Source organism: Bacteroides sp. OM05-10AA, assembly GCF_003439055.1.
Classification (GTDB): domain Bacteria; phylum Bacteroidota; class Bacteroidia; order Bacteroidales; family Bacteroidaceae; genus Bacteroides; species Bacteroides intestinigallinarum.
In genome coordinates this window covers 29,962-54,005 of the sequence record NZ_QSUR01000036.1, presented here as the reverse complement: position 1 = coordinate 54,005, position 24,044 = coordinate 29,962, and the positions used below count along the sequence as shown (strand labels likewise).

20 protein-coding genes are annotated in these 24,044 nt (G+C 42.8%); 9 read left to right on the top strand and 11 right to left on the bottom strand.

Annotated elements, in window-relative coordinates:
• Nucleotides 1–35 precede the first annotated feature (35 nt).
• The 4 genes from DXB58_RS22375 to DXB58_RS22360 all read left to right on the top strand — a co-directional run bounded on the left by DXB58_RS22375 (nt 36) and on the right by DXB58_RS22360 (nt 6,191).
• Nucleotides 36–1,586, top strand: a complete 1,551-nt coding sequence (locus DXB58_RS22375; RefSeq protein WP_122138307.1) for an Ig-like domain-containing protein — start codon at nt 36–38, stop codon at nt 1,584–1,586.
• Nucleotides 1,587–1,620: 34 nt separating this feature from the next.
• The gene (locus DXB58_RS22370; RefSeq protein ID WP_122138306.1) at nt 1,621–3,015 is read left to right on the top strand and encodes an alginate lyase family protein; all 1,395 of its coding nucleotides are present in this window, start codon (nt 1,621–1,623) and stop codon (nt 3,013–3,015) included.
• A gap of 218 nt (nt 3,016–3,233) precedes the next feature.
• Nucleotides 3,234–4,883 (top strand): glycoside hydrolase 43 family protein, encoded by a 1,650-nt coding sequence (locus DXB58_RS22365; protein WP_122138305.1) that lies wholly within the window; start codon nt 3,234–3,236, stop codon nt 4,881–4,883.
• 87 nt (nt 4,884–4,970) lie between these two features.
• Complete coding sequence (locus tag DXB58_RS22360) at nt 4,971–6,191, top strand: glycoside hydrolase family 88 protein (protein ID WP_074637735.1); 1,221 nt, start codon at nt 4,971–4,973, stop codon at nt 6,189–6,191.
• Between the two features lie 159 nt (nt 6,192–6,350).
• Here DXB58_RS22360 and DXB58_RS22355 read toward each other — a convergent pair whose 3' ends face one another.
• The 4 genes from DXB58_RS22355 to DXB58_RS22340 form a co-directional block, all read right to left on the bottom strand.
• Entirely contained in the window at nt 6,351–6,827 is a 477-nt protein-coding gene (locus tag DXB58_RS22355) for a copper resistance protein NlpE N-terminal domain-containing protein (protein ID WP_004296964.1), read from the bottom strand.
• A 56-nt stretch (nt 6,828–6,883) separates the two neighbouring features.
• Nucleotides 6,884–8,176 (bottom strand): hemolysin family protein, encoded by a 1,293-nt coding sequence (locus DXB58_RS22350; protein WP_122138304.1) that lies wholly within the window; start codon nt 8,174–8,176, stop codon nt 6,884–6,886.
• Between the two features lie 185 nt (nt 8,177–8,361).
• The gene (locus tag DXB58_RS22345) at nt 8,362–9,144 is read right to left on the bottom strand and encodes a M48 family metallopeptidase (RefSeq protein WP_122138303.1); all 783 of its coding nucleotides are present in this window, start codon (nt 9,142–9,144) and stop codon (nt 8,362–8,364) included.
• Nucleotides 9,145–9,176: 32 nt separating this feature from the next.
• Nucleotides 9,177–11,555 carry a TonB-dependent receptor gene (locus DXB58_RS22340; protein ID WP_122138302.1) on the bottom strand — a complete coding sequence of 793 codons (2,379 nt, stop codon included), beginning with the start codon at nt 11,553–11,555 and terminating at the stop codon, nt 9,177–9,179.
• A 115-nt stretch (nt 11,556–11,670) separates the two neighbouring features.
• On the opposite strand from DXB58_RS22340, the gene DXB58_RS22335 reads away from it, so the two are divergent.
• Both DXB58_RS22335 and DXB58_RS22330 read left to right on the top strand, forming a co-directional pair.
• Nucleotides 11,671–12,105, top strand: a complete 435-nt coding sequence (locus DXB58_RS22335) for a DUF2007 domain-containing protein (RefSeq protein WP_122138313.1) — start codon at nt 11,671–11,673, stop codon at nt 12,103–12,105.
• Between the two features lie 24 nt (nt 12,106–12,129).
• Nucleotides 12,130–12,948 (top strand): alpha/beta hydrolase family protein, encoded by an 819-nt coding sequence (locus DXB58_RS22330; protein WP_122138301.1) that lies wholly within the window; start codon nt 12,130–12,132, stop codon nt 12,946–12,948.
• A 487-nt stretch (nt 12,949–13,435) separates the two neighbouring features.
• Here the strand turns inward: DXB58_RS22330 and DXB58_RS22325 are convergent, their stop codons facing one another.
• The gene (locus DXB58_RS22325; RefSeq protein ID WP_122138300.1) at nt 13,436–14,884 is read right to left on the bottom strand and encodes a S41 family peptidase; all 1,449 of its coding nucleotides are present in this window, start codon (nt 14,882–14,884) and stop codon (nt 13,436–13,438) included.
• 180 nt (nt 14,885–15,064) lie between these two features.
• On the opposite strand from DXB58_RS22325, the gene mnmA reads away from it, so the two are divergent.
• The 3 genes from mnmA (at nt 15,065) to DXB58_RS22310 (ending at nt 16,792) form a co-directional block, all read left to right on the top strand.
• On the top strand, nt 15,065–16,132 hold the full coding sequence (mnmA, locus tag DXB58_RS22320; RefSeq protein WP_117935065.1) for a tRNA 2-thiouridine(34) synthase MnmA: 1,068 nt from the start codon (nt 15,065–15,067) through the stop codon (nt 16,130–16,132).
• 89 nt (nt 16,133–16,221) lie between these two features.
• Nucleotides 16,222–16,461, top strand: coding sequence for a hypothetical protein (locus DXB58_RS22315; RefSeq protein ID WP_117935063.1), 240 nt, complete (start codon nt 16,222–16,224; stop codon nt 16,459–16,461).
• Entirely contained in the window at nt 16,451–16,792 is a 342-nt protein-coding gene (locus DXB58_RS22310) for a type II toxin-antitoxin system RelE/ParE family toxin (protein ID WP_117935061.1), read from the top strand. Before DXB58_RS22315 ends, DXB58_RS22310 begins: the two co-directional genes overlap by 11 nt.
• Before the next feature lie 9 nt (nt 16,793–16,801).
• Here the strand turns inward: DXB58_RS22310 and DXB58_RS22305 are convergent, their stop codons facing one another.
• From DXB58_RS22305 to pbpC, 6 genes are all read right to left on the bottom strand, one after another.
• Nucleotides 16,802–17,461: a response regulator transcription factor gene (locus tag DXB58_RS22305; RefSeq protein WP_117935224.1), complete on the bottom strand. Its 660-nt coding sequence runs from the start codon at nt 17,459–17,461 to the stop codon at nt 16,802–16,804.
• Between the two features lie 88 nt (nt 17,462–17,549).
• Nucleotides 17,550–18,140, bottom strand: coding sequence for a DUF4251 domain-containing protein (locus DXB58_RS22300; protein ID WP_122138299.1), 591 nt, complete (start codon nt 18,138–18,140; stop codon nt 17,550–17,552).
• Between the two features lie 67 nt (nt 18,141–18,207).
• Entirely contained in the window at nt 18,208–19,635 is a 1,428-nt protein-coding gene (gene nhaC, locus DXB58_RS22295) for a Na+/H+ antiporter NhaC (protein ID WP_004325518.1), read from the bottom strand.
• A 156-nt stretch (nt 19,636–19,791) separates the two neighbouring features.
• Nucleotides 19,792–20,226 (bottom strand): hypothetical protein, encoded by a 435-nt coding sequence (locus DXB58_RS22290; protein ID WP_122138298.1) that lies wholly within the window; start codon nt 20,224–20,226, stop codon nt 19,792–19,794.
• A 46-nt stretch (nt 20,227–20,272) separates the two neighbouring features.
• Nucleotides 20,273–21,448: an MFS transporter gene (locus tag DXB58_RS22285; protein WP_117935057.1), complete on the bottom strand. Its 1,176-nt coding sequence runs from the start codon at nt 21,446–21,448 to the stop codon at nt 20,273–20,275.
• Between the two features lie 26 nt (nt 21,449–21,474).
• The gene (gene pbpC, locus DXB58_RS22280; RefSeq protein WP_199488007.1) at nt 21,475–23,913 is read right to left on the bottom strand and encodes a penicillin-binding protein 1C; all 2,439 of its coding nucleotides are present in this window, start codon (nt 23,911–23,913) and stop codon (nt 21,475–21,477) included.
• Between the last annotated feature and the right edge of the window lie 131 nt (nt 23,914–24,044).

Sequence of the window (24,044 nt, the reverse complement as noted above, 5' to 3'; positions counted from 1 at the left end):
TGTATTATTGTAATAATGAATAAAAGAGAAAACGTATGAAACAGATATTAAAATATGGACTGGGTTGTCTTTTTATGACAGCAGTTGTTTCCACATTTTTGTCATGTGATGATAATGATGAGGTATCCCCACTTTCTAAAGCGATTTATCCTGCGTCGGTTGAAATGATTATTTCTGAAGATTTACAGCAATTTATCTATATTGATGATACGAAAGTCAAGGTACTTCCTTTAGTAAAAGGAGAGAAAGTGGAATTGGGATATAGTATAACACCTGATGACGTAACTTATAAGGAGGTGAATTGGACTTCCAGTAATGAAAATGTCGCCACGGTGGATGCCAATGGTACGGTAAATGCCGTTAGTGGTAATGGTACGGGTATTGCTGTAATTCAGGTTGCTCCAAGTGTTTATTATTCGGGTAGTGATGTGGCTAGTGCCTTGAAAGTGTTGGTTGTTAATTCATTGGTTAGTGCGGAGAGCATTACGATTAGTTCTGATGCGGATAATGTATATGCAGGAGAGACGTTGCAACTTTCAGCAGCTATTTTGCCGTCTGCTGCTACTTATAAGACAGTGAAATGGTCAAGTTCCGATGAAACTGTAGCTACTGTAAATAAGGATGGACTTGTTACGGGACTGGATAGTGGTAAAGGTGCCGCTGTCACTGTTACTATCACTGCCACATCTTTGGACGGTGCAAATGTGATAGCTACTAAAGATATTATCGTGAATTCGATTGTGCAACCGGAAGAGATTACCATCGATCAAGATTACTCATCAACCAATGGCTATGAATTTGCTATTGCAGAAAAGAGTGTAGCATTGAACTTTACTACAGTGCCGGAAAATTGTACTAAGTCATTGATAGAATGGACTTCAAGTGATGAAACAATTGCTACAGTGAAAGCTGGTGTTGTTACTTTTAATACCAATGGTATGTTCGGTAAGGTTACTATTACTGCTACTTGTCCGGAGACAGGAAACTCTTCATCTATAGAATTGAACTTAGCGGAAGGATTAATACGGGAGCTTTTCCGTAGCGAGAATTACACATGGGCTAATGCTGCAAATGCGGAATCGCATACATGGAATAAAGAAGAAGGCTATATAACGATTAACACTAAATTGACAAGTGGAAAATGTCGTGGAGACTTGATTTGTAAGAGTCCAACGTCCTGGTTGCATGCCGGTAATTATCCTATCTTCGCAGTTCGTATGGATGATGTGAAGGATTATGATGGAGTAACTGCACGTAATATAACTCTTGATGCATCTGGAACATGTGATGGAACTAAATATTCTGGTGGTTTAGATGGAAATAACAATAGATGGTTGAATGATTATAAATGTAGTGATGGTAGCCATGTATTTATTTATGATATGACTAGTCAGAAATGGAATACAGGCGGGTTGCTTCCGACAACTTCTATTGCAGCGTTTACAACTCTTCAATTTAAATATGCTGATATTGTTTCGTCTACGCCTGTAAGTTATAATGTTTACTGGATACAGACATTCAAAACATTGCAAGATGTACAGGCATATATTGAGTCGGAAGGGCTGGCTTATGAAGTGATAAAATAATAGAATAATAAATTATGTCTCAAAATAGATTCTTATGAATAAAAATATAATAAAGACAATAGGTTTAGCACTGCTGATAGCAGTGCAAACTTCCTGCCGTGAGAATGAATTCGGAGTAGTGGATTTGACACTTCCGGAAGGAGTATATGTTCCGGTAGAAGCAGAATATACCTATAATCATCCTTGTGCTATGTTTAATCAGGCTGATTTTGACCGCGTGAAGAATATGTTGGATGATGGGACTGCACCGCAAAAGGTAAAAGATGAATTTGAAAATTTAAAGAACTCGATTTATGTTTCAGCTTCTTCATACAATCCGCAACCGCAAACTAAGATTGTTCGTGGCGATGTGACCGGAACGGGCGTTAATAAAGAAAATTACGATTATGCAATGAGGGATGCCGCGGCTGCCTATCAAATGGCACTTTTATGGAAGCTGACTGGTACTGAACAATATGCAAAGAATGTAATTAACATCTTGAATCAGTGGGCTGCGACCTGTACGGAAGTAACTTCTAATGATGCTAATCATAAACTGGCAGCAGGCGCACAAGGATATACTTTTGCTAATGCAGCAGAAATTATGCAAACTTATGATGGTTGGACAGAAGCGGATAAAGCCACTTTTAAAACATGGATTGTGAAAGTATTCGCTTCTAAAAATAAAGATTTTTTGGATAACCACCAAGGTAGTAGTAACTGTGCTTTACATTACTGGTCGAATTGGGACTTGGTTAATATGTGTTCTTATCTGTCTATTGGCATTTTGACTGAAGATGATGATATGGTTAATTATGTCATCAACTATTTTTATAATGGAGCTGGTAATGGAGCCCTAAATAATTTAATTCAGGGCACCCATATTGATCCATTGTCGAATGAAGAGATATGTCAGAATCAGGAGAGCGGACGTGATCAGGGACATGCTCAAATGTCGGCAGCTGTGACTGCTAATCTTTGTCAGATAGCTTATACATTCTATCAGGATAACAAAGATGTTGCTCGACTGGATTTCTTTGCGGCTAACAACAATGCAATTATGAAAATGGGTGAGTATGTAGCGCTTAGTAATGCAACGGATGGAGTGAAAAATGACAATTCAGATGGTACTTGGTTGATTGATATTGCAAAAATACCTTTTAAAGAGTATCAGTATTGTATAAATTGTACATGTAAAGATAAGAACCATGGGCAAGATCATAAAATGGTGTCTGATGATGGTCGTGGTGAAGTTCGTCCCGGATGGGAAATCTTTTACACCCACTATGCAAAGATCAAAGGATTAACTAGTGGTTATAAGTATGCTCAAATGCTGGCAGATAAGATGCGTCCTGAAGGTGGGGCAGGAGAGGCTGCTAATCGTTATGGCTCCAATAGCGGTGCTTTTGACCAATTGGGTTGGGCTACGTTGATGTTGTATCGTGAATAGAGTTAGTATGAGTTTTTAGATAAATAGAAAAAAGTTGTGAGGGGATTAGGTATTTACCTAATCCCCTTCGTATATATAAGCAAATAGGTTAAGAAATAGATTGTTTGGAATCAGATAATAGATTCAGTTTTTAAAGTGATTGGTTTTATATAAAGGTAGAAAGAACCTGTTTTTAGGAATAATACTTGAATTTAGAAAAGAATTATTAGTTAGGTACTATGCGTAAAAAGATTCTGTTTTTAGCAGGAATGATGGCTTGCTGTTCATTGGCAGGTGCACAAGAAATTTCTAAGACCTGGGTGGCTGATAAGGGAAATGGAACTTATCAGAACCCGGTTCTTCATGCAGACTATTCGGACCCGGATGTATGTGCAGCCGGAGATGATTTCTATATGACAGCATCCAGTTTTAATTGTATTCCCGGAATTCCTATTCTTCATTCCAATGACTTGGTGAATTGGTCGCTGGTAAACTATGCGTTACCGGTTCAGGAGCCGGAAGAATTCTTCGATAAGGCACAGCATGGTAAAGGCGTATGGGCACCGGCTATTCGTTTTCATAACGGGGAGTTCTACATTTACTGGGGTGATCCGGATTATGGAATCTATATGATTAAAACCAAAGACCCGAAAGGAAAATGGAGCAAGCCTGTATTGGTGAAAGCCGGGAAAGGTATGATTGATGCCACTCCTTTGTGGGACGAAGACGGAAAAGTATATCTGATACATGCTTATGCCGGAAGCCGTAGCGGAGTGAATAGTATTCTCGTTATTTGCGAACTGAATGCAGAGGGAACAGAAGTAATTTCCGATCCGGTGATGGTATTTGACGGAAATGATGGAAAGAACCATACGGTAGAAGGACCGAAGCTTTACAAACGCAACGGATACTACTATATTTTTGCTCCGGCAGGTGGGGTAGCAACCGGTTGGCAATTAGTACTTCGCTCGAAGAACATTTACGGCCCCTACGAATCGAAGATCGTAATGGCACAAGGAAAGACAAATATCAACGGGCCTCATCAAGGCGGTTGGGTAGATACGAATACAGGAGAATCCTGGTTCGTTCATTTTCAAGATAAAGGTGCTTACGGACGCGTGATTCATCTGAATCCGATGACTTGGGTAAATGATTGGCCTGTAATCGGAGTAGACAAGGATAAAGATGGTTGCGGTGAACCGGTAACGACCTATAAGAAACCGAATGTAGGAAAGACATATCCGATAGCCACTCCGCCGGAGAGTGATGAATTCAATACCCGTCATTTAGGGTTACAATGGCAATGGCATGCCAATAAAAAAGACACTTACGGGTTCACGACCGACTTGGGGTATATTCGTCTTTATGCAGGCAGCCTCTCGAAAGAATTTGTGAACTTCTGGGAAGTTCCTAACTTGTTGATGCAAAAGTTTCCGGCTGAAGAGTTTACAGCTACGACCAAGTTGACATTTACTGCCAAGCAGGACAGGGAACAAACCGGAATCATTGTGATGGGATGGGATTATAGCTATCTCTCCATTCGTAAGGCGGGAGATCAGTTTATTCTGCAACAAGCAGTCTGCAAGGATGCGGAACAGCAAAATCCCGAACAGATAAAAGAATTGGCAAACATTCCGGTGGAACATCTGAAGATGCCGGGAGTAGCAGATAACGAGTGGCAAACAGTTTACTTGCAAGTAAAGGTTCGTAAAGGAGCCGTTTGTACATTCGCTTATAGTCTGGACGGAAAGAAATACACGACAGTGGGAGAGCCTTTCACAGCCCGACAAGGCAAATGGATTGGAGCCAAAGTCGGAGTATTCTGCGTAACTCCGAATGAGGGCAATCGTGGATGGGCAGATGTAGACTGGTTCCGGATGACTAAGTAACTGATGGAGTGACTAAGTAACTGACCGCTCAAGTAACTGACAAAGAGAAATAAAGATTAAGAATTAACGCGAATATATTGAACTAAGATGAAAAAGATTGTAGTAGGTCTGGCTGTGATGTTAGGTTTTTGTATGTGCACTCACAAGCCTTCCGGTACATTGGATGTGAATAAGGCATTAGACTACTGTGCAGAGCAGACACAACGTACGCTTACGGAACTGAAAACAGATTCCGGCATTGACTATACGATGATGCCACGTAACATTATGGCTGACGAACACCACTGGAACTGTCGTAAGGCAACGAAAGAAGAATGGTGTGCCGGTTTCTGGCCGGGTGTGCTCTGGTATGATTACGAATATACACAGGATAAGCACATTCTGGAAGAAGCGAAGAAGTTTACGAACTCATTGGAGTTCCTTTCTCAAATACCGGCTTATGACCATGATTTGGGATTCCTCGTATTCTGCAGTTATGGAAACGGCTATCGCTTGACGAAAGATCCTGCTTATAAGAAAGTGATTTTGGATACGGCCGATTCGCTGGCTACTTTATTCAATCCGGTGGTAGGAACAATGCTTTCATGGCCTCGTGAAGTGGAACCACGCAACTGGCCTCACAACACAATCATGGATAACATGATTAATCTCGAAATGCTTTTCTGGGCAGCGAAGAATGGAGGAAATCCTTATTTGTATGATGTTGCTGTTTCTCATGCTGATAAAACAATGAAATGTCAATTCCGTCCCGATTATACATCCTACCATGTAGCAGTCTATGATACCATCACAGGTAATCTGATAAAAGGAGTAACCCATCAGGGCTATGCAGACAGTACCATGTGGGCGCGTGGTCAGGCATGGGCAATCTACGGATATACTGTAGTCTATCGGGAGACGAAAGATCCTAAGTATCTTGATTTCGCACAGAAAGTGACAGATGTTTATCTCGAACGCTTGCCGGAAGATAAAGTGCCTTATTGGGATTTCAGTGCACCGGGAATACCGGATGCTCCCCGTGATGCTTCGGCTGCGGCAGTGGTGGCCTCTGCTTTACTTGAACTATCCACTTACCTCCCGAACGGAACCGGAAAACGTTATAAAGATGCAGCTATTGAAATGCTGGCAAGCCTGAACTCTGACAGTTATCAGAGTGGCAAAAGCAAACCGTCATTCCTGTTGCATAGTGTAGGACACTGGCCGGCTCATTCCGAGATAGATGCTTCTATTATTTATGCAGATTATTATTATATCGAAGCCTTGTTGAGGCTGAAACGTCTGCAAGAAGGACACGGGGTATTGGGATAACCGTATTACCGGGCTTATGAATACGGTAATATCAAAGTATCGGTAGAACTCATAAAGTGAATAATTAGATTAGTATAGATTATAAGCTAAAAAACGAAAAGCTCTGCAAGAACGAAGGTTCTGTGCAGAGCTTTTTTACTGGTTAGGGTTAGGTTTATTTTATTGTTTTACCTTGATAATGTCATAATTCAGATCGCTGACAGCTTCTTGCAAGCTATCGTTCACCAGACGAAGAGTGGTGTCATTTACAATCACGAAATACATCGGAGCTTCACCGTCCTTCGGAGTTAACTTAACAGCAGTCACAGGTTTTTTGTTCACTACCTTGTGTACAGTCTGCTGTTTTCCTTTTGAAGTGAAAGTCTTGTTTTGTCCTTGACCTTCAGCATCGAGGTAAGTCATATCCAGTGTATACGCAGTATCTACACCGTCAGTTGCAGCGTTCAAGGTCAGTACATAGTCAATACCCGGACCGTCGGCAGCAGGAAGAGTACCTTCATAAACTTCAGTTAGTTCGGTAATCGGAGTCATAGCAAGAGCTAGACTGTCTGCTTGAGCCTCTGCGGCTTTGTTTGCTTTTGATTGGCATGATGCCAAAGCAGCTACGACTGCTGCTAACATAATTACTTTTTTCATCGTTAAGTGCTTTAAGTTAATATAAATATAGTGAGCTATTGCTCGTTTTTGCTATTCTATTCCTGTTCCTCGTCCCGTTTGATGACAAGCAGTTTGTCTACTCGTCCGCGGTCCATGTCCACCACTTCGAATTGCAAATTCTTGTAGGTGAAGATGTCTCCCGCTTTCGGGATACGGCCAATCAGGAACATGGCTAATCCACCCAGAGTGGTGAAGTCTTCCGATTCCAGATCTTCATAGGATAAAATACCCATTTCCTCCATGAAGTCGTCGATGTTCATTGAAGCTTCCACCAGCATCGAACCATCCTGCCTTGTGACGATTTCTTCTTCTTCCATTTCATCCTCTTCAAGGATGTCTCCGAAGATACTTTCGGTCAGGTCGTGCAGTGTGATAATGCCTTCTGTGCTGCCATACTCGTTAACAACAACTCCGAACTTGTTTTTGTTCTTCTTAAATAGCTCTAAAACTTTATTTGCATATAAACTTTCCGGAATAAAGAGGGGAGGACGGGCAATTTCGCGTAAGTTAAACAGCTTTTTACTGCCTACCATCAGGATAATATCCTTTACGGAAACCACACCGATAATCTCATCTTTCCGTTCGTCCACCAACAGATATTTACTATAATGTTCTTCTTCGATCGTCTTCATCACCTTTTCCTGCGTATCATCAGGGTGAAGGATAATGAGATCTCTGCGATGCGTCATCAGTTCGTTAGCCCGTTTGTCGGAGAAGCGGAACACATCACGTATCATTTCCGTTTCCTCTTTGTCAATCACACCCTGTTCCGAACTTTGGTGGAGAATCATTTTGATTTCCTCCTGCGTCATGGGGCGTTCTTCGCTTTTCAAACCGATTAGTTTATTCAGTAGCCGGGTAGAGACACTCAGCAACCATACAAAAGGATAAGAAACCTTTGTCAGCAGAATCATGACCGGGCTGAACAAAGTGGCGTACCGCTCCGGATTACTAAGAGCGATAGATTTGGGTACTAGCTCTCCGATAATCAGAGAAAGATAGGTAATGATTGCTACGGTAGTAATCATTGCCAGGTTGCGTGCATAAGCTTCTGCGCCCGGAATGAGAGAAAAGAAAGGAACGAGGTCGTCGGCAATTGCCACACCACCATACGCACCGGATACGATACCGATCAGAGTGATACCAATCTGAATGGTAGATAAGAACTTTTCCGGTTCTTCCAATTGTTTCAAAACTCCGCGGGCTGATTTGTTACCTTTTGCGACAAGTGTTTCAAGACGTGCTTTGCTGGATGATACCAGCGCAATTTCATACATGGCAAAAATGCCATTCAGTACAAGTAAGAGAAGTATGATAAGAAATTCCATAAATGGATTAAAATGGTTATAGGGTCGAAATTACAAGAAATCAGGACACTATGCAAATCTATGTTATAGATTAATGATTTTTTAATAATAGTGTGTCCTTTTTTATCAAAAACAGAGGAGGAGATACATTGGTTTGTCAACCTCAGTATCTCCTCCTTTATTTGATTTAGGGACGATGTCCGTTATTATTTAGCGTAAGTTGCTGCTTTTGCTTTCGCACGTTCGATACGTTTCATGGTATCCGGGTGTGACGAGAACATCTTTTGCAGGTAAGAAGCTTGTGGAGCATCTTTCGACAGTTCGGATAACTTAGTCAGTGAGTTAGCCATTGCATACGGGTTGATACCGTTCTTTACACAGAACTCTACTCCGTAATCATCCGCTTCGCTTTCCTGCTTCTGTGAATATTGTGCGCCTGCCAGAGCTTCAGCCATAGCTCCCAGCTCGGAGTCGGTCAGTTTGGCTACTTTATCGCTGCTGGCACCTGCTGCATTCTTCACAGCTGAACGGAGATAAGCATTCTTCATGGCATCTTTAGAGTCTGTGTGAACTACGTGGCCAATTTCATGTCCTACCACTGCCATCACTTCTTCATCCGTCATCACATCCATCAGACCGGCGCAAATACGTACACTACCGTCGCCACAAGCGAAAGCATTTACGTCTACCACTTCATATACACCAAAGTTAAGTTTCAGTCCATCCACTTCTTTGATATGTCCCGTCAACTTCTCCAGACGTTTGCCATATTCAGTATCAGGTTTGGTCAATGGATTATGAGCATCCATCCATACCATATACTCCTTACTCATGTTGGCGATGTCCGCATCAGATAAAGTAACGGCTGATACTACGTCTTTACCGGCTTGTAACGCTTTTCCCAAATTAATCTTCTTGCCGAATTGTGCAGAAGCTGTCATACCCATGCCTAACAATACGAAGGCAATCATAGCGATTTCTCTTTTCATACTCTTTTCTAGTTTACAGTTTTATGCATAAATTAATACTCAAATGTTATTCCTAATGTGGGGAGCAATGTCCCGCTCGATTGTTTGAGGCGTTTCATTTTATAGTGTTGGCTGTCGGCAGGAGCTTCCGGATTTTCAATGATACCGGTGCTCATCAGTACATCTTGCTGTTTCAGTTTGCTTACCGTGATATTTTGCAAATCAAGATAGAATCCCAGCATACAATGTTTCAGATAAAATGTCTTGTCGATACGGAGGTCTACCTGTGCAAAGGCCGGAAGACGTTCTTTATTATATTTAGAATAGTCGTAATATGCTTTACCTTGTGCATCCCAGGCAGATACCAGAGATGACTTTTCTTCATCATAAGGCGTATAAGGAGCACCGCCGATGCAACTGACTTTCATCCCGACACTCCATTGGCGCGGTAGATTGTAGGTTCCCCGTAAGTTGAAGATATACCGGTTGTCCCATGCGGATGCAATGTATTCACTCTCTTTGTCGTTGCGGTATTCGCTTTTAAAGATGGTAAAGGAAGAAGCCAGATTCAGTTTCTTGGCGATCAGCCATTTCACCAGAATCTCCGCACCATACGAACGTCCCTGGGCGGTGGAGGTCAGCAATTCGTTGCCAATCACCCCGTAGTCATTCCCTTTGCAGGTGAGAGGAATGCCATCCACAACGGAGAGCGGAATTTTATCATAATCTTTGTAGAATCCTTCCACGGAAACTTCGAAAGTATCTCCTTTGCGCCAACTGATACCCAGACTTTCCTGGCTGACTTTCATATAGCGGAGATTGTATTTGTTGACATACGTTCCGTTATTATCCTTAAAACCGAGAGCCGTGTAAGGAGGCAACTGGTAATAAAGTCCTGCATTTCCGCTTAAAAACCAGTGATCGGCAAGTTGATAGGAGAGCGATATGCGCGGTGAAAGCTGGTCGGAGAGTGATTTCATCGCCGATGAATAATTGTTGGCATCCGCTCTCAATCCCAAAGAAGCAGTGAAGCGTTCGTCCATCGAAGAGTAGCTGATAGTGCCGAAAAGTCCCCAGCGCATCATTCCCAAATAGGTATGGTAATCAAACGTTTGTGCCTGATTGGTATATGCCTTTTGATAGGTGGTGTTGGTATATTGGCTATAATCCAGGTTCACTCCGAGGTTGACCTTCCAGTTGCGGAAAGAAGAATTGTTTTCGAAACGGAACTTTGTCTCTTGTTCGGTAGAACGGAGGCGGAGCATCAGATTCTCCGGAATACTTTCATCATTCTGACGGTATTTGGTGTTGCGGTTGTTCAGATAGCTGTGACTGACTACCACCGACTGCACATGTGCGCCTGCATAATGACGATAAACGGCTCCCAATGTAAATGTCTCCTGCTTGATTTTCGGCAGGTAACTAAGGATGTATTCATTGTCTTCGCTATCCGCTTTCGTGTTCAATCGCATATTGTCGATTCCTCCGAGTCCCAGCACTGTCAACTCGTTCTGTTCGTTAAACCGGGTTTTCAATTTGAACTGCGCATCGGTGAAAGTCGGCAGGAAAGGGAGGTCGAGCATATCAAACAGGAATTGTAGATAAGATTGACGTACAGATACCAGATAAGAGGTCTTTTTCCCGATATGCCCGTTGGAGGCGAGCGAGACTTCGGATGCTCCGAGGGTAGCCTTTACAGAGTTGTGCTCCATATCTCCGTCGCGCAACTTGAAATCAAGAACGGAACTAAGCGCGTTTCCTCTATCAGTGGGGAAAGCACCGGTGTAGAAATTGACTTCACGTATCAGGTCGGCATTGAGAATCCCCACCGGACCACCGGAGGCTCCTTGCGTACTGAAGTGATTGATATTGGGAATTTCCACTCCATCCAGGTAGAAACGGTTTTCAGAAGGAGAACCACCGCGCACAATCAAGTCGTTGCGGTATCCAATCGGTGAGAAGGCAACTCCCGGATAAGACTGTACAATGCGTGAAATGTCCCGATTGGCTCCCGGACTTTTTTCTATTTCCTGCAATCCGATAATGCGCAGGCTGACGGGACTTTCCAAATCACGTCGGAAAGGAGAAGCGGTGACGGTTACTCCTGCGAGTTCGGTCAGGTTCTCTTCCATCTCTATTGAGATGTTCAGATCTTTGGTAGATACAATATATTCGGGAGTGGTGACACTCTTGTAGCCGATGGCAGTTGCTTGCAGGCGGTAGATGCCGGGAGGCACTTGTTCGATGGTGAAATGGCCTTCTGCATTGGTGACGCCACCTTTGTTCAGCCCGAGAACCATTACGTTAATGAACTCTAATGGCTGACGGCTGTTTTTCTCAATAACCGTTCCCCTGATTTGATGTACAGGTTGTGCCTGTAGCAGGGAAAGCAGAAGGTTTGAAAATAGTAGCAATGTCAACAGTCTTTTCATGTGATTGCGAATTATTGCTGCGAAAGTACGAAAAAAGTATTAAAGAATGATACCTTCCGTGAATAAAAACAGAATATGTCTTATATTTGTGGGACATATTAAAAACAGATTCCTCATGAAGACTGTAAAACTGATAACTTGTAATGATGCGATGAAGGCACATATCCTTCAAGGGGCATTGGAGAATGAAGGTATCGAATCTATTCTGCACAATGAGAACTTCTCTACTTTGTATAAAAGCTGTGTGAGCAGTATAGCGGGGGTGGATATACTGGTGGCAGATGAAGACTATGATAAGGCTGTTCAAGTATTGAGAGATAACGATAGTTGGCCGGAAGAGTTGACGCTTTGTCCGTATTGCGGCTCGTCGGATATCCGGTTGGTTTTGAGGAAAGGAAAGCGATGGCGTGCGATGGGTGCTGCCGTACTTTCGGCATTGATGGTCATTCCTCCGGGAGACAACCACTGGAATTATATTTGTAAGCAATGTCATAAAACCTTTGAAATGCCGGTTTCTAAATTTGATCCCTCCGCAGTAGCAGAGGAATAACTATATCTAACTATATAACACACAATGAAAAAGAAAAAACTTCTATTAATTGCTCTTCTTTTAGTATGGGTGGCTCCTTCGTTTGCTGCCAAAGTAGATACTTTATTAATTAAAAGTCCTTCCATGAATAAGGATGTGCAAGTGGTGGTGGTAACGCCGGATGCTGCGCTGGGGAAGAAAGCGGTAGCTTGTCCCGCCATTTATTTGTTGCACGGTTACGGTGGAAATGCTAAAACATGGATTGGAATTAAACCGAATCTTCCTCAAATTGCGGACGAAAAAGGAATTATATTCGTTTGTCCGGACGGAAAGAATAGCTGGTACTGGGATAGTCCGCTCAATCCGTCTTATCGTTATGAAACTTTTATTTCATCGGAATTGGTGAAGTATATCGACGAACATTACAAGACGATTGCCGACAGAAAAGGACGTGCCATCACCGGATTAAGTATGGGTGGACACGGAGCGATGTGGAATGCGATCCGTCATAAAGATACGTTTGGTGCCAGTGGAAGTACCAGTGGAGGACTGGATATCCGCCCGTTCCCGAAAAACTGGGAGATGCCTAAGCAGTTGGGAGAATATGAAACGAATAAAGAAGTCTGGAATAATCACACTGTTATCACGCAGATTGATAAGATAGAGAATGGTGATCTGGCTATCATTTTCGATTGTGGAGAAGGGGATTTCTTCCTGAATGTGAATAAGGATTTGCATAACGCTCTGTTGGAAAGAAAGATCGATCATGATTTTATAACTCGTCCGGGTGCACATAACGGAACGTATTGGAGTAATTCTATTGATTATCAGATTCTATTCTTCGATAAGTTTTTCAAGAAATAAATCCGGGAATACTTGACTTTGGCTTTTCAATGTCGTATCTTTGGATACAGAATCATAAAATAGATTGAGGTTAAACTACGATAGAAGGAGGAGGCGAAAGCTTTCTCCTTTTTTGTTGTATGCTGCGGTGACGGAGAATCTCACCCCGGCTTGTAGCGGTTGTAAGCCCGGGGCTAAAGACTCTTTAGCTGCCGGGGGATGGTAAATCAGGTGTTTTATCAGGGTAAATCATACGCTCTGTTAAGTGTAAACCGATGCTTTGTTAGATGTAAACCGATGCTTTGTTAGATGTAAACCGACGCTTTGTTTAGTAGAATCAGACGGTCTGTTTTGAAAAGGTGGAATAATGGGATTCTTTTGTTAATGATGCGTAAATCTGCTATTGACAAGAAGTGTGGTGAAAAACGAAAAGAAGTGCTCCCCTAAAGTTTCTTATATAACTTTAGGGGAGCACTTCTTTTCATTCTATTTGGTTCTTGCTTTGCTCCTATTTAATCTTTAGACCGCCGCCACCGACAAACCGCCTACTTGCGGGACTAATAACACTTTTCTCAATCTTGAATTGTGCTTTTGTTGTTGTATCTTCCTCTTTTTTCGGGGGATAAGTGCCTTCTATAACTCCGATGGCTACTTTCAGGAGTCTTTCATTGGGATCACCGAATGGCAGAAACTCACTGTAATTGGTTATTCCATCAATGGTTGTTTCACTGATTTTAAGATCTGCGTTAGGTACGAAGGAACCGTTTTCATCATGCTTAGAATTATAAACTGTACAAACCACTGGATTCACTGACCATAGGAATTCCTCGTTGACAAACTGCTCTGTTGCTACATTTTGCCCTTTAGTGGCGCTACCTATGCTTACAACGGGATAGCTGTCCTTCAAGAAGAGACTCCCTATTAACATTTCCGGTGCTCCGGCTGTTGTTCCGCTGGTGATAACAAACAGACCGGGCAGGTCTAAATTAGTACCGCTTCCTAATATGGTAGGATCAAAGTTGATGGTAGCATCTTTATTTCTGTTCTTGTCGTTGTATTCCAGATAAGCCATTGGCCCGTTTAATCGTGCGTTTGAAGTTAAGATTGTGCCTAATAACTGCACACAATCTAATGAACCTCCGGCATTGTAGCGCAAGTCGAGTATGACATACTTCACGCCTGCTTTCTTGAATTCTTGTGAGATTTGACGCAATTCGTCATTGTATTTTTCCGGATCAGCTTTTGTCCCGGCGGTGAAGCTGTTGTACATGAGATAGCCAACCTTGATGTCGCTATTGTTTTCTTTTACCGTAAGTATCTCTGTCTTATGTACCGGATTATCCTCAACGGCTCTTGCAGCAGGTAGTTTTAGTGTTTTATCATTCGGCACTACCTTATATACAGTTGTTTCTTCTTCGCCTACTTCTCCTTCTTCAGGCTCAACGGGAACTTCTTTCCATACTCCCATCACTAAATCCCGGGCTTTGGTCCCTTGCAGTAATTGAGTCTCGTATTTTTTGCTGATGTAAGAAGTATCGACTTTCATAATCCAGTCACCGCGCACCAATCCGGCCGCTTCTGCCGGTGAACCGGGAATGACGTAAGTAATTAATGCATTATAAGCTGTATCGATATCTGCACTTCGAACCAGTGAATAATCAAATCCATAGGTAGGTAGGGGAGTTTCCATCACAGAATCCACAAACGAATAACTGTCGCTTTTCGATTTTACTTTAGACAAGAACGAAGCAGGATCCAGAAACAGATTCACATCATCGTAGGAAGGTAGATCTTGATACCACAGATAGTTCTGTTGCATGATGTCGAGCATCCATGTATCCAGTGCGGTCTGATGGGCATACTCCGGCCAGCGGTCGACACCACAGGAGAAAAAGCCACTGATAAATACGATGCTCAGGGCAGGTATGAGGATTATCTTTCTTAATTTCGTCATCATAAAAAGCTTTTTACTGTGCAAATGTAGGAAATACTTTGCTTATCTACCACATTTATGGTATAAAAATGCCTTCAATATGTGATTGGCTGTTAGAGATTCTTGCCTTATCTTTGTAGCATAGAATTTTTTAATAGGTATTAGCTTACATATAGAACGTTATTAATAGACGAATCATTATTCATGGATATAGCTGCATTATTATCAGGAGGTGTCGACAGTTCGGTTGTTGTACATCTCCTTTGTGAGCAAGGATATAAGCCCACTCTTTTTTATATTAAGATAGGCATGGACGGAGCGGAATATATGGACTGTTCGGCAGAGGAAGATATTGAATTATCTACTGCTACGGCACGTAAGTACGGTCTGTCTTTGGAGGTAGTGGATTTGCATCAGGAGTATTGGGAGAATGTAGCGGCCTATGCCATTGATAAAATCCGGCAGGGACTGACGCCTAATCCGGATGTGATGTGTAATAAGCTAATCAAATTCGGTTGCTTTGAACAGCGTGTCGGGAAAGACTTCGACTTTACGGCAACCGGTCATTATGCCACCACTTTACTACTCGACGGTAAAACTTGGTTGGGCACAGCGAAAGACCCTGTGAAAGACCAGACGGACTTTCTCGCACAGATTGATTACCTGCAAGTTTCCAAACTCATGTTTCCCATTGGAGGTTTGATGAAACAGGAAGTCCGTGAGATTGCCAATAAAGCCGGATTGCCGAGTGCCAGAAGGAAAGATAGTCAGGGTATCTGTTTTCTCGGGAAGATAAACTACAATGATTTTGTCCGTCGCTTTTTAGGAGAAAAGGAAGGGGCGATTATTGAATTGGAAACCGGAAAGAAATTGGGTACACATCGCGGCTATTGGTTTCACACAATCGGCCAGCGCAAAGGGCTTGGATTGAGTGGTGGTCCCTGGTTCGTAGTTAAGAAGGATATTGAAGAAAATACAATCTATGTGTCCCGCGGTTACGGTGTGGAAACACAGTACGGCAATGAATTCCGGATGCATGATTTTCATTTCATTACTGATAATCCCTGGAAAGGGCAGGAGAAAGAGATAGACATCACTTTCAAGATTCGTCACACTCCCGACTTTACCAAAGGAAAACTGATACAGGAAGGGGAGAAGCAATTCCACATTTTGTCCTCTGAAAAGCTGCAAGGCATTGCTCCGGGACAGTTTGGGGTGATTTATGATGAAGAGGCGAAAGTTTGCGTGGGAAGCGGAGAAATCATCTGTTAAATAGTTTATTTTGAAAGGTGAGGATTCGATAATCAGGATAATTTTCACTACTTTTGTTTCGTAGAATAATAAATAAAGGAGGATTGCTTATGACAACGATGGAATTGAAAAGTCTGAAAATGGACTTGGTGGAGGAACTCCTGAGTTTGAATGACAAAGAGATGCTCAATCGGGTGAAGAACTATTTGAAACGACTTAAGAAAATGGAAGCAGAAAAAGAAATGGAAGAAATCACAAAAGAGGAGATTCTTGCAGGGATTGATGCAGGACTGAAAGATGTAAAGGCTGGAAGGACGAGATCTGCTTATGAACTCCTTGATGAATTATAGTATAGAAAGCTCTGCCTCTTTTGATAAGGAGGCAAAACGGTTAGCGAAACATTATGCCTCATTTAAAGAAGATTATTTGAAACTTCTTGATGAGTTATCCCGCAATCCACAATTAGGTACCGATTTAGGTCATGGCTTGCGCAAAGTCCGCATGAAAATTACTGCGAAAGGGAAAGGAAAAAGCGGAGGGGCAAGAGTAATCACTTTCACTCTGGTTGTTTCCCAGCAAGATGCAATTTTGAATCTTCTCTATATTTATGATAAAGCAGACAGGGCTTCTATATCAGACAAGGAAATAGAACAACTTTTGAAACAAAATGGCTTGAAGTAAAGCGTATAATCAGATATAGTATTCGGCTAAATCCACAATCCCTGCCCTCATCGCATATTTAGTAGCCTCGTGCACATTATTCACTCCCAATTTGCGAAAGATATTCTTACGATGGCTGTTGATCGTATGGAAACTAAGATTTTTCTCTGCTGCAATCTCTTTCGTTGTTTTCCCTAATGCAATTTCTTTTAGGATATTCTTTTCTGTCTGCGTCAGCAAATGGTCGTCCATGCTTGACGCTGCCAGCGGAGAAGAAGCTCCTGAAAGCAGCAGATTGCTGACATGATTGCAAATATACCGTTGTTTGCGGGTGGCGCATTGAATGGCAGTCATGATTTCTTCTTTTGAGTTATCTTTCATCACTACCCCGAAAGCCATGCTGCTGAATAATACTTGGCGGAGAAAGTTCAGGCTTAGTTCGTCAGAAAATAGAATCCAGTCGGCTTCCTTGAATCTTTCCTGCAAGACAATCAATTCATCTGCCCCCGCAAAATTGAACAAGGTATAATCCAGAATAATCACTGCTTGCGGATACAATCGTAACTGCTGAATCAGTTCAGCCTTGTTGTCAGCTTCTAAAAGGAGGGATACCTCCTTTTGTTTACTCAACAGGAACATCATTCCTGCCTTACTGATATCCTGATTGTCTGCAATGATAAATTCTCTCATAAGCCATACTGAATAAAAAAACTCCGCTACAAATGTACGCATTTTGCGTGATTTGTAGCGGAGTTATGATAAGATTCTTATATCCGGATTACCAGGAACGTCCCTTGAAGATATTTGACTGGTCAAGCGGAACGATATTTCCGTTCAATGTCAGGTTGTTGTTGCTGAAGTTCGGGCTGATACTAACCGAAGCTGTATTGTTTCCACTGCTCATATTAATAAATACTTGAGCGGAGATGCCGATACCCTGAACACTGAATGAACAGTTCACATTTCCTTTTTTGTCGATATTCATCTTCATATCCGAAGAATTACCATCTACTGTCACACCACCGATTCCGTTAGGACCAGGGTAAGGAGTGTTGAAAGCAGTCTGTACGGTAGCTCTGTTGCCGTTCATCAAAACGAAATTGGTGTTTGAAGTAACGAAAGCGCTCATACCGTTGCGGAAAATAACCTGATTAGCTTCCAGAACAAATTGCTTGTTTTTCAAAGCCTGTACAGCTTGTTGGTAGGCTACCATGTCCTGCACCTCTTCTTCGGCACGGAGTTTTGCTCTCTCTGCATCTCTTTCTGCTTTTCTTTCTGCGCGGCGTGCTGCTGCGCTACTTTCTTGTGCATACATCATTGTGCTTGCACTCACTAATACTAATGCTACTAATGCAATAAACTTTTTCATAACTTTTTTTTGTTTAGGTTTAATATGTTGTTCGTTTATTGCAAAAACAAAGTGTATGCCAGATTGTTCACGAGCGTCGTGCAATTTTATATCCGATGGCTGCCACGGTGATACTCATTAAGGGACTGATAATGTTGAAAAAACAATAAGGGAGATACACAAGTGTGGGTACACTCAAGATGGTGGCTTGAGTCATTCCACAGCTGTTCCACGGGATCAATACGGATGTAACGGTTACTGCATCTTCCGTGGTACGGCTTAGTAAGCAACTTTCATACCCTTTCTTGGCATAAATATCGCGAAACATATTTCCCGTCAGAATAATACTGATATATTGATCGGCAGTGGTCAGATTAAGAAACAGACCGGAACAAACTGTCGCACTGACCACGCTGACCGTTTTCTTCATAAAGCGCACAAAGATGGAAGTGATACTTCCCACCATGCCGCTTGCTGTCATTGCTCCGCCGAAACACATGGCACATAGTATCAGCCAAATCGTATTCATCATTCCTGACATGCCACGTGTGGCAATTAAATCTGTCAGAACGGCATTATCCGTGTGCAAATTTGTCTCTCCGTAGATAGTCATCATCAGTCCTTTGAACAGTGAATCGAATCCGGAAGCGGCAATTCCTGAAATTTCTTCCAACAAATCCGGCTGAAAGATCAAAGCAAAAACAGCAGCCAGCAGGGTGGACAGGAACAGCGTAACGATAGACGGCACTTTCTTCGCTATCAATATGCCGGTTACTACGGGAACTATCAGCAGCCACGGAGTGATATGAAACTTTTCATTCAGGGCCGTTGCCACTTCCGCGATGTGCTGTGTATTATTGGCATCATGAGAGAATCCTGCTACGGTGAAAATAATTAGCGTAATGACAAGAGATGGAACCGTAGTAATCATCATGTAACGGATGTGACGGAACAAGGGAGTGTCTGTGATGGAAGAAGCCAGGATGGTGGTTTCGGATAAAGGAGATATTTTATCTCCGAAGTATGCTCCCGAAATAATGGCTCCGGCAATCCATCCGTCTTCAAAACCTTGCGCCTTTCCGATACCCATCAGGGCGATACCGATGGTAGCAATGGTGGTCCACGAACTTCCGGTCATAACGGAAATCAATGCGCAGATGATGCAGGTAGATGCCAGGAAGAAACTGGGATGGATAATTTGCATTCCGTAGTAGATTAGCGTAGGCACTACTCCACTAATCATCCAGATCCCACTCAACGCACCGATTATCAATAGAATAATAATGGCTGTTGCCACTCCGGCAATATTGTTGGTGATGGCGAGCTCGTAATCTTTCCAGGGAATTTTATAAAACACCATACCGATAAGGATACAAATAGCTGTAGTGGTGAGTAGTGACACTTGGCTTCCGCCGCTTAGGGCATCACTGCCAAATGTGCGGATAGTGGCAAACAATAATAACACCAGTACAATGATCGGTATCAATGATACAAGGGGAGAGGGGGCTTTCTTCATGTTGATTCTTATAACCTTTTATTTGTTTTCCGGCTACTGTTTTGTTTATAGCCGCGCAAAGATACAACAAAAAAGAATGAAATCTTTTGCTTCAAAACGTCAGGCAATAAAAATTATTATAAGTTTGTATTTGATTGGAATATGTATAAGACCGGCTCAATTAGCGAAAGTCTTACGCCTTATCCACCAGTAACGGATGAAAAGTACCCCTGTCAGGATGAGGGCAATGGATAATCCGGTATAGAAAACTGAAATGAACGTTTCGGGCAGAAGATGGAAGCTACGTATGGTAATTCCCAGAGAAATCATGAAGATCATTGTAATCCAACTTTTCACATCGAAAAAGGAGAACGGGCAATTTCTGTGTTCTTTCTTTTGTTCGATTCGTTGGGTATGTTTATAATAAAGTTTTCTGAACACCAGAACGAAGAATAACAAGAAAACGACGGTAGCTTCTCCTATTTTGAACATCCAATCTTGGGAGGTGTTTAACCAGGTTACAATTCCTATTCGCAGAATATTGGCACCGGCTATAATCCAGACCGTGCCGGCTGTGATAAGTAAGATTTGTCTGTTAACTCCGTATTTCATTGGCTTTTTTATTGTAATAAACGGTTTGACCGTCCGTTTTGTTGACTCACTTCTTGTAGAAAGTCGTAATTAATAAAGAAATTCCGGTTAAAACGACTCCGGTACCGATAACTCCGTGCCAACCATACAGTTGCCAGAAGCTGCCCGCCAGAAATGTTCCCATCGAACCGCCAATAAAGTAAGTAGTCATGAAAACTGTATTGATACGGTTCGAAGCGCGCGGGTCCAGTTCGAAGATACTTGTCTGGTTACTAAGTTGGATGCATTGCATCCCTATGTCAATGATGATGATTCCGGCAATGATACCAATAAAAGTGTTTTCACCGATGAGGAACAGTAACCAGGCAAAGAGAATCAATCCGCAACCGATAAAGTTGAAGCGGCGTACCCCGACTTGTTTTACATATCTTCCAACAAAAGAGGCTGTTAATGCTCCCGCCACTCCGCAAAGTCCCAGCATACCAATGACGTCGCTGTTGGCAAAGAACGGGGCTTGTCCCATCTTAAATGCCAGGCAGGACCACATGGCGAGGAGGGAGCCGAAGTTTAATGCCGCCCGGATGGAATAAATCCGTAGTTGCGGATATTCTTTTACTAAGGCTAACAGGGATTTCATCAGGCCGCTATATTTTCCCTGAAAGTTGGTCTGAATGTCGGGAAGGACTTTTAGTACAACAATGGCACAGATAAGCATCATGCCTGCGGCGATGTGATACATTTCCCGCCAGCCAATCAGTTCACCGATAAATCCGCTGACAACACGTGAAGCCAGGATACCGGTCAGTAATCCTGATAAGACGATTCCTACATTCCTGCCTTTATTTTCCGGACGGGAAAACTGGGCGGCTATCGGAATGAATATTTGTGGAATCATCGAACAAACTCCCGTGAGGAATGAAGCGATAAGTATCAAATGAAAATTATGCGTCAGGGCGATAGTCAATAGGGAAAATATCAGAACGGTGAAGTTGACGAGGATGATTTTCTTACGCTGATATAAATCTCCCAAAGGGGTGATAAACAACAATCCTGCCGCATAGCCTATTTGTGTGACCATGGCAATCAGGTTAGTTCTGAACTCTGATATGCCAAGTTCATGGCGTATCATATTTAATAGAGGTTGAATATAATAGATGTTGGCTACCGAGACACCGGCCACAATAGCAAGTGTCCAGAGGATAGATGCCGGTAGTCCACCGTTTTCTTTTAATGGCTGTTTCATGCGGCAAAGATAATAAAATAAGATGTTTATTCGATGAAGAAAGTGGTGGAAACTGTGTTACCTTCTCCGTCTACTGCCGTCAGGGAATGTTTGCCGGGAGCAGGTTGCAGGGAAATTTTGTGGAAATCCTGTGTCTGTGTCTGATAGGTGTCGTCGAGATGCCAGAAGATAGTGGCATTGGGATTGCTGTGTGCCAGTTCTACCGTGATAAAGCCTTTGCTGCCGTCCAATTGCTTGGGCAGTTTGATGTGGGCGTTCATCGGAGGGTAGATGAACTGCATGGGTTGGAAAGAATCTTCTCCGCAGCCGGCTTTGAAAGGTGGCAGCGGTTTATATTCCGGATGATGCTGTTTATAGTACCATTCCCATACGGGCGGCAGGGCAAACCATGATTTCTGAATGGTAGGTTCCGTGTTTGCACAGTTCTCATAGATGCGGTGGCTTTCGTCGGCGGATAGTGTGACGAGATGATGGTAAGGACAAGCCTCTGTCCGTAATCCGACGGGCAGGATCAGTACAGTGTCGGTTTCTTCACAGAAACGTCCTTTCAGATGACCGGATTGACGGCATATTTCTGCATCAACGAAAATTCCTGTGGGACGTTCGAACCAGGGTGAAGATGGGAGATAATTGAATATATCGAATAATACGGGACCGGCCGTTTGTGCACCGACCAATCCAGGTTTTCCCTCTCCGGTTGCATTTCCTACCCATACGCCTACTGCATAGCGGGGAGTTACGCCAACGGCCCAGGCGTCACGGAATCCGTAACTGGTTCCGGTCTTCCATGCGATAGTCTGCATCGAGGGGATTGATTTCCAGTCAATCTCTTCAGGTCGGTTGACTTCTGTTAAGGCGGAAAGGGTGAGCCAGGCTGCTCCTGCTGAAATAACCTCTTTTGAAATAGCTTCTTCTGATATAGTTCTTTTTGGTATAATCCTTTCCGAAGTTGTCTTTTCCGAAATCGTCTTTTCTGAAGTAACTTTTCTTGAATCATCTCTTTCCAAAACAGTCTTTTCTTCTGCTTCTAATAGTATCTGTACTTCCTTTTCTTGGGGAAGATCGTTGGAATGATTGTTGGAGAGGCTTCGTCCCATTTGTGCATAAGCATTCGTTACATCCCATAGAGTAGCTTCGGCACCTCCTAAAATGAGTGATAATCCATAATGGGAGGCTGATCGGTTGATAGTCTTGAACCCCATTTGTTGCAGCATGTGATGAAATTTGGGTACTCCATATCTTTGTAGCATGGTGACAGCCGGGATATTTAATGAGCGGGCAAGAGCTTCGGAAGCGGGGACGGCTCCTTCAAACTGCATGCTGAAGTTTTGTGGAGTAAAGCCGTTGATATTAACGGGTACGTCCGGTAATAGCATTTGCGGTAATAGACTTCCCTCCTGTAACATGGCACCATAGAGAAAGGGCTTTAAAATACTACCTGTACTTCTAGGAGCTTGAATCACGTCTACTTGATTCCCCCCTTGTTTACGGTCGAAATGTACATTTCCGCAGTATGCTACCACTTGATTGGCGGGAATGTCTATAATTAGGATAGCCAGGTTACGGATATCACTTCGATTAAATTCGTTACTCCACCGTTCCGCCAAGCTCTCTATATGGGTTTGTATTCCTTTATCAATGGTTGAGCGGGTATATAATCCGTTTCTTTCTTGATAAAAGCGGGTAACCAGATGTGGGGCTATTTGAGGAAGAGGATGTGGTTCGTCGGGTAACGGTTCGCTGATAGCCAGTTCATAGGTGGACGCATCAATAATCTCTTCTTCAAAAAGTTGTTTCAATAGACGGTTGCGTTTGGAAAGAAGTGTTTTTCGTCCTTTGGATAGATGAATCATGGCGGGGGCATTGGGCAGGACGGCCAGCATGGCTGATTCTGCCCATGATAAATCTTCGGCAGAATGACCGAAGTAACGCCAGGCAGCAGCATCCAGTCCTACTACATTTCCTCCGAATGGTGCATGAGAGACATACATGGATAAGATTTCCTCTTTGGAAGTCCGGAACTCCAAACGGGTAGCCCAGATCATTTCAATGACTTTCTCTCCGATAGTTCTGGGTTTGTTTCGGGCGAGACGGATGGTCTGCATGGTAAGGGTACTACCTCCGCTTACAACACGTTTGTTCTTTAAATTCTGATAGAGTGCCCTTCCGGTAGATAACGGATTAACTCCCCAATGGTGGTAAAAGTGTTTATCTTCAAAGGTAATAAGGCATTGTTTGATTTTCTCGGGTGTTGTCTTTCGGGGAGGAAACCGCCATTGACCATCCGAAGCGATACGTGCTCCCAGTAATTCTTCGTTTCGATCAGTCACAACGGTAGAGTAGGGTACATGAAACAGTTGCCGGGGAAGGCAAAAGATGTATCCTATCATTAAAAGAGCAATGCTTATTGTCATTACTTTCTTAGTAACAGATAATCGTTTGAAGAATTTATATATAGGATTCATTTAAATGTTAAAAGCTAAGAGACATATCTTTGTGACAAATGATTAGGTACGAAATAATTAGGCACGGATTACACGGATTTCACGGTTCTACTCGTTAACCAAAACCGCGTAATCCGTGTAATCCGTGCCTG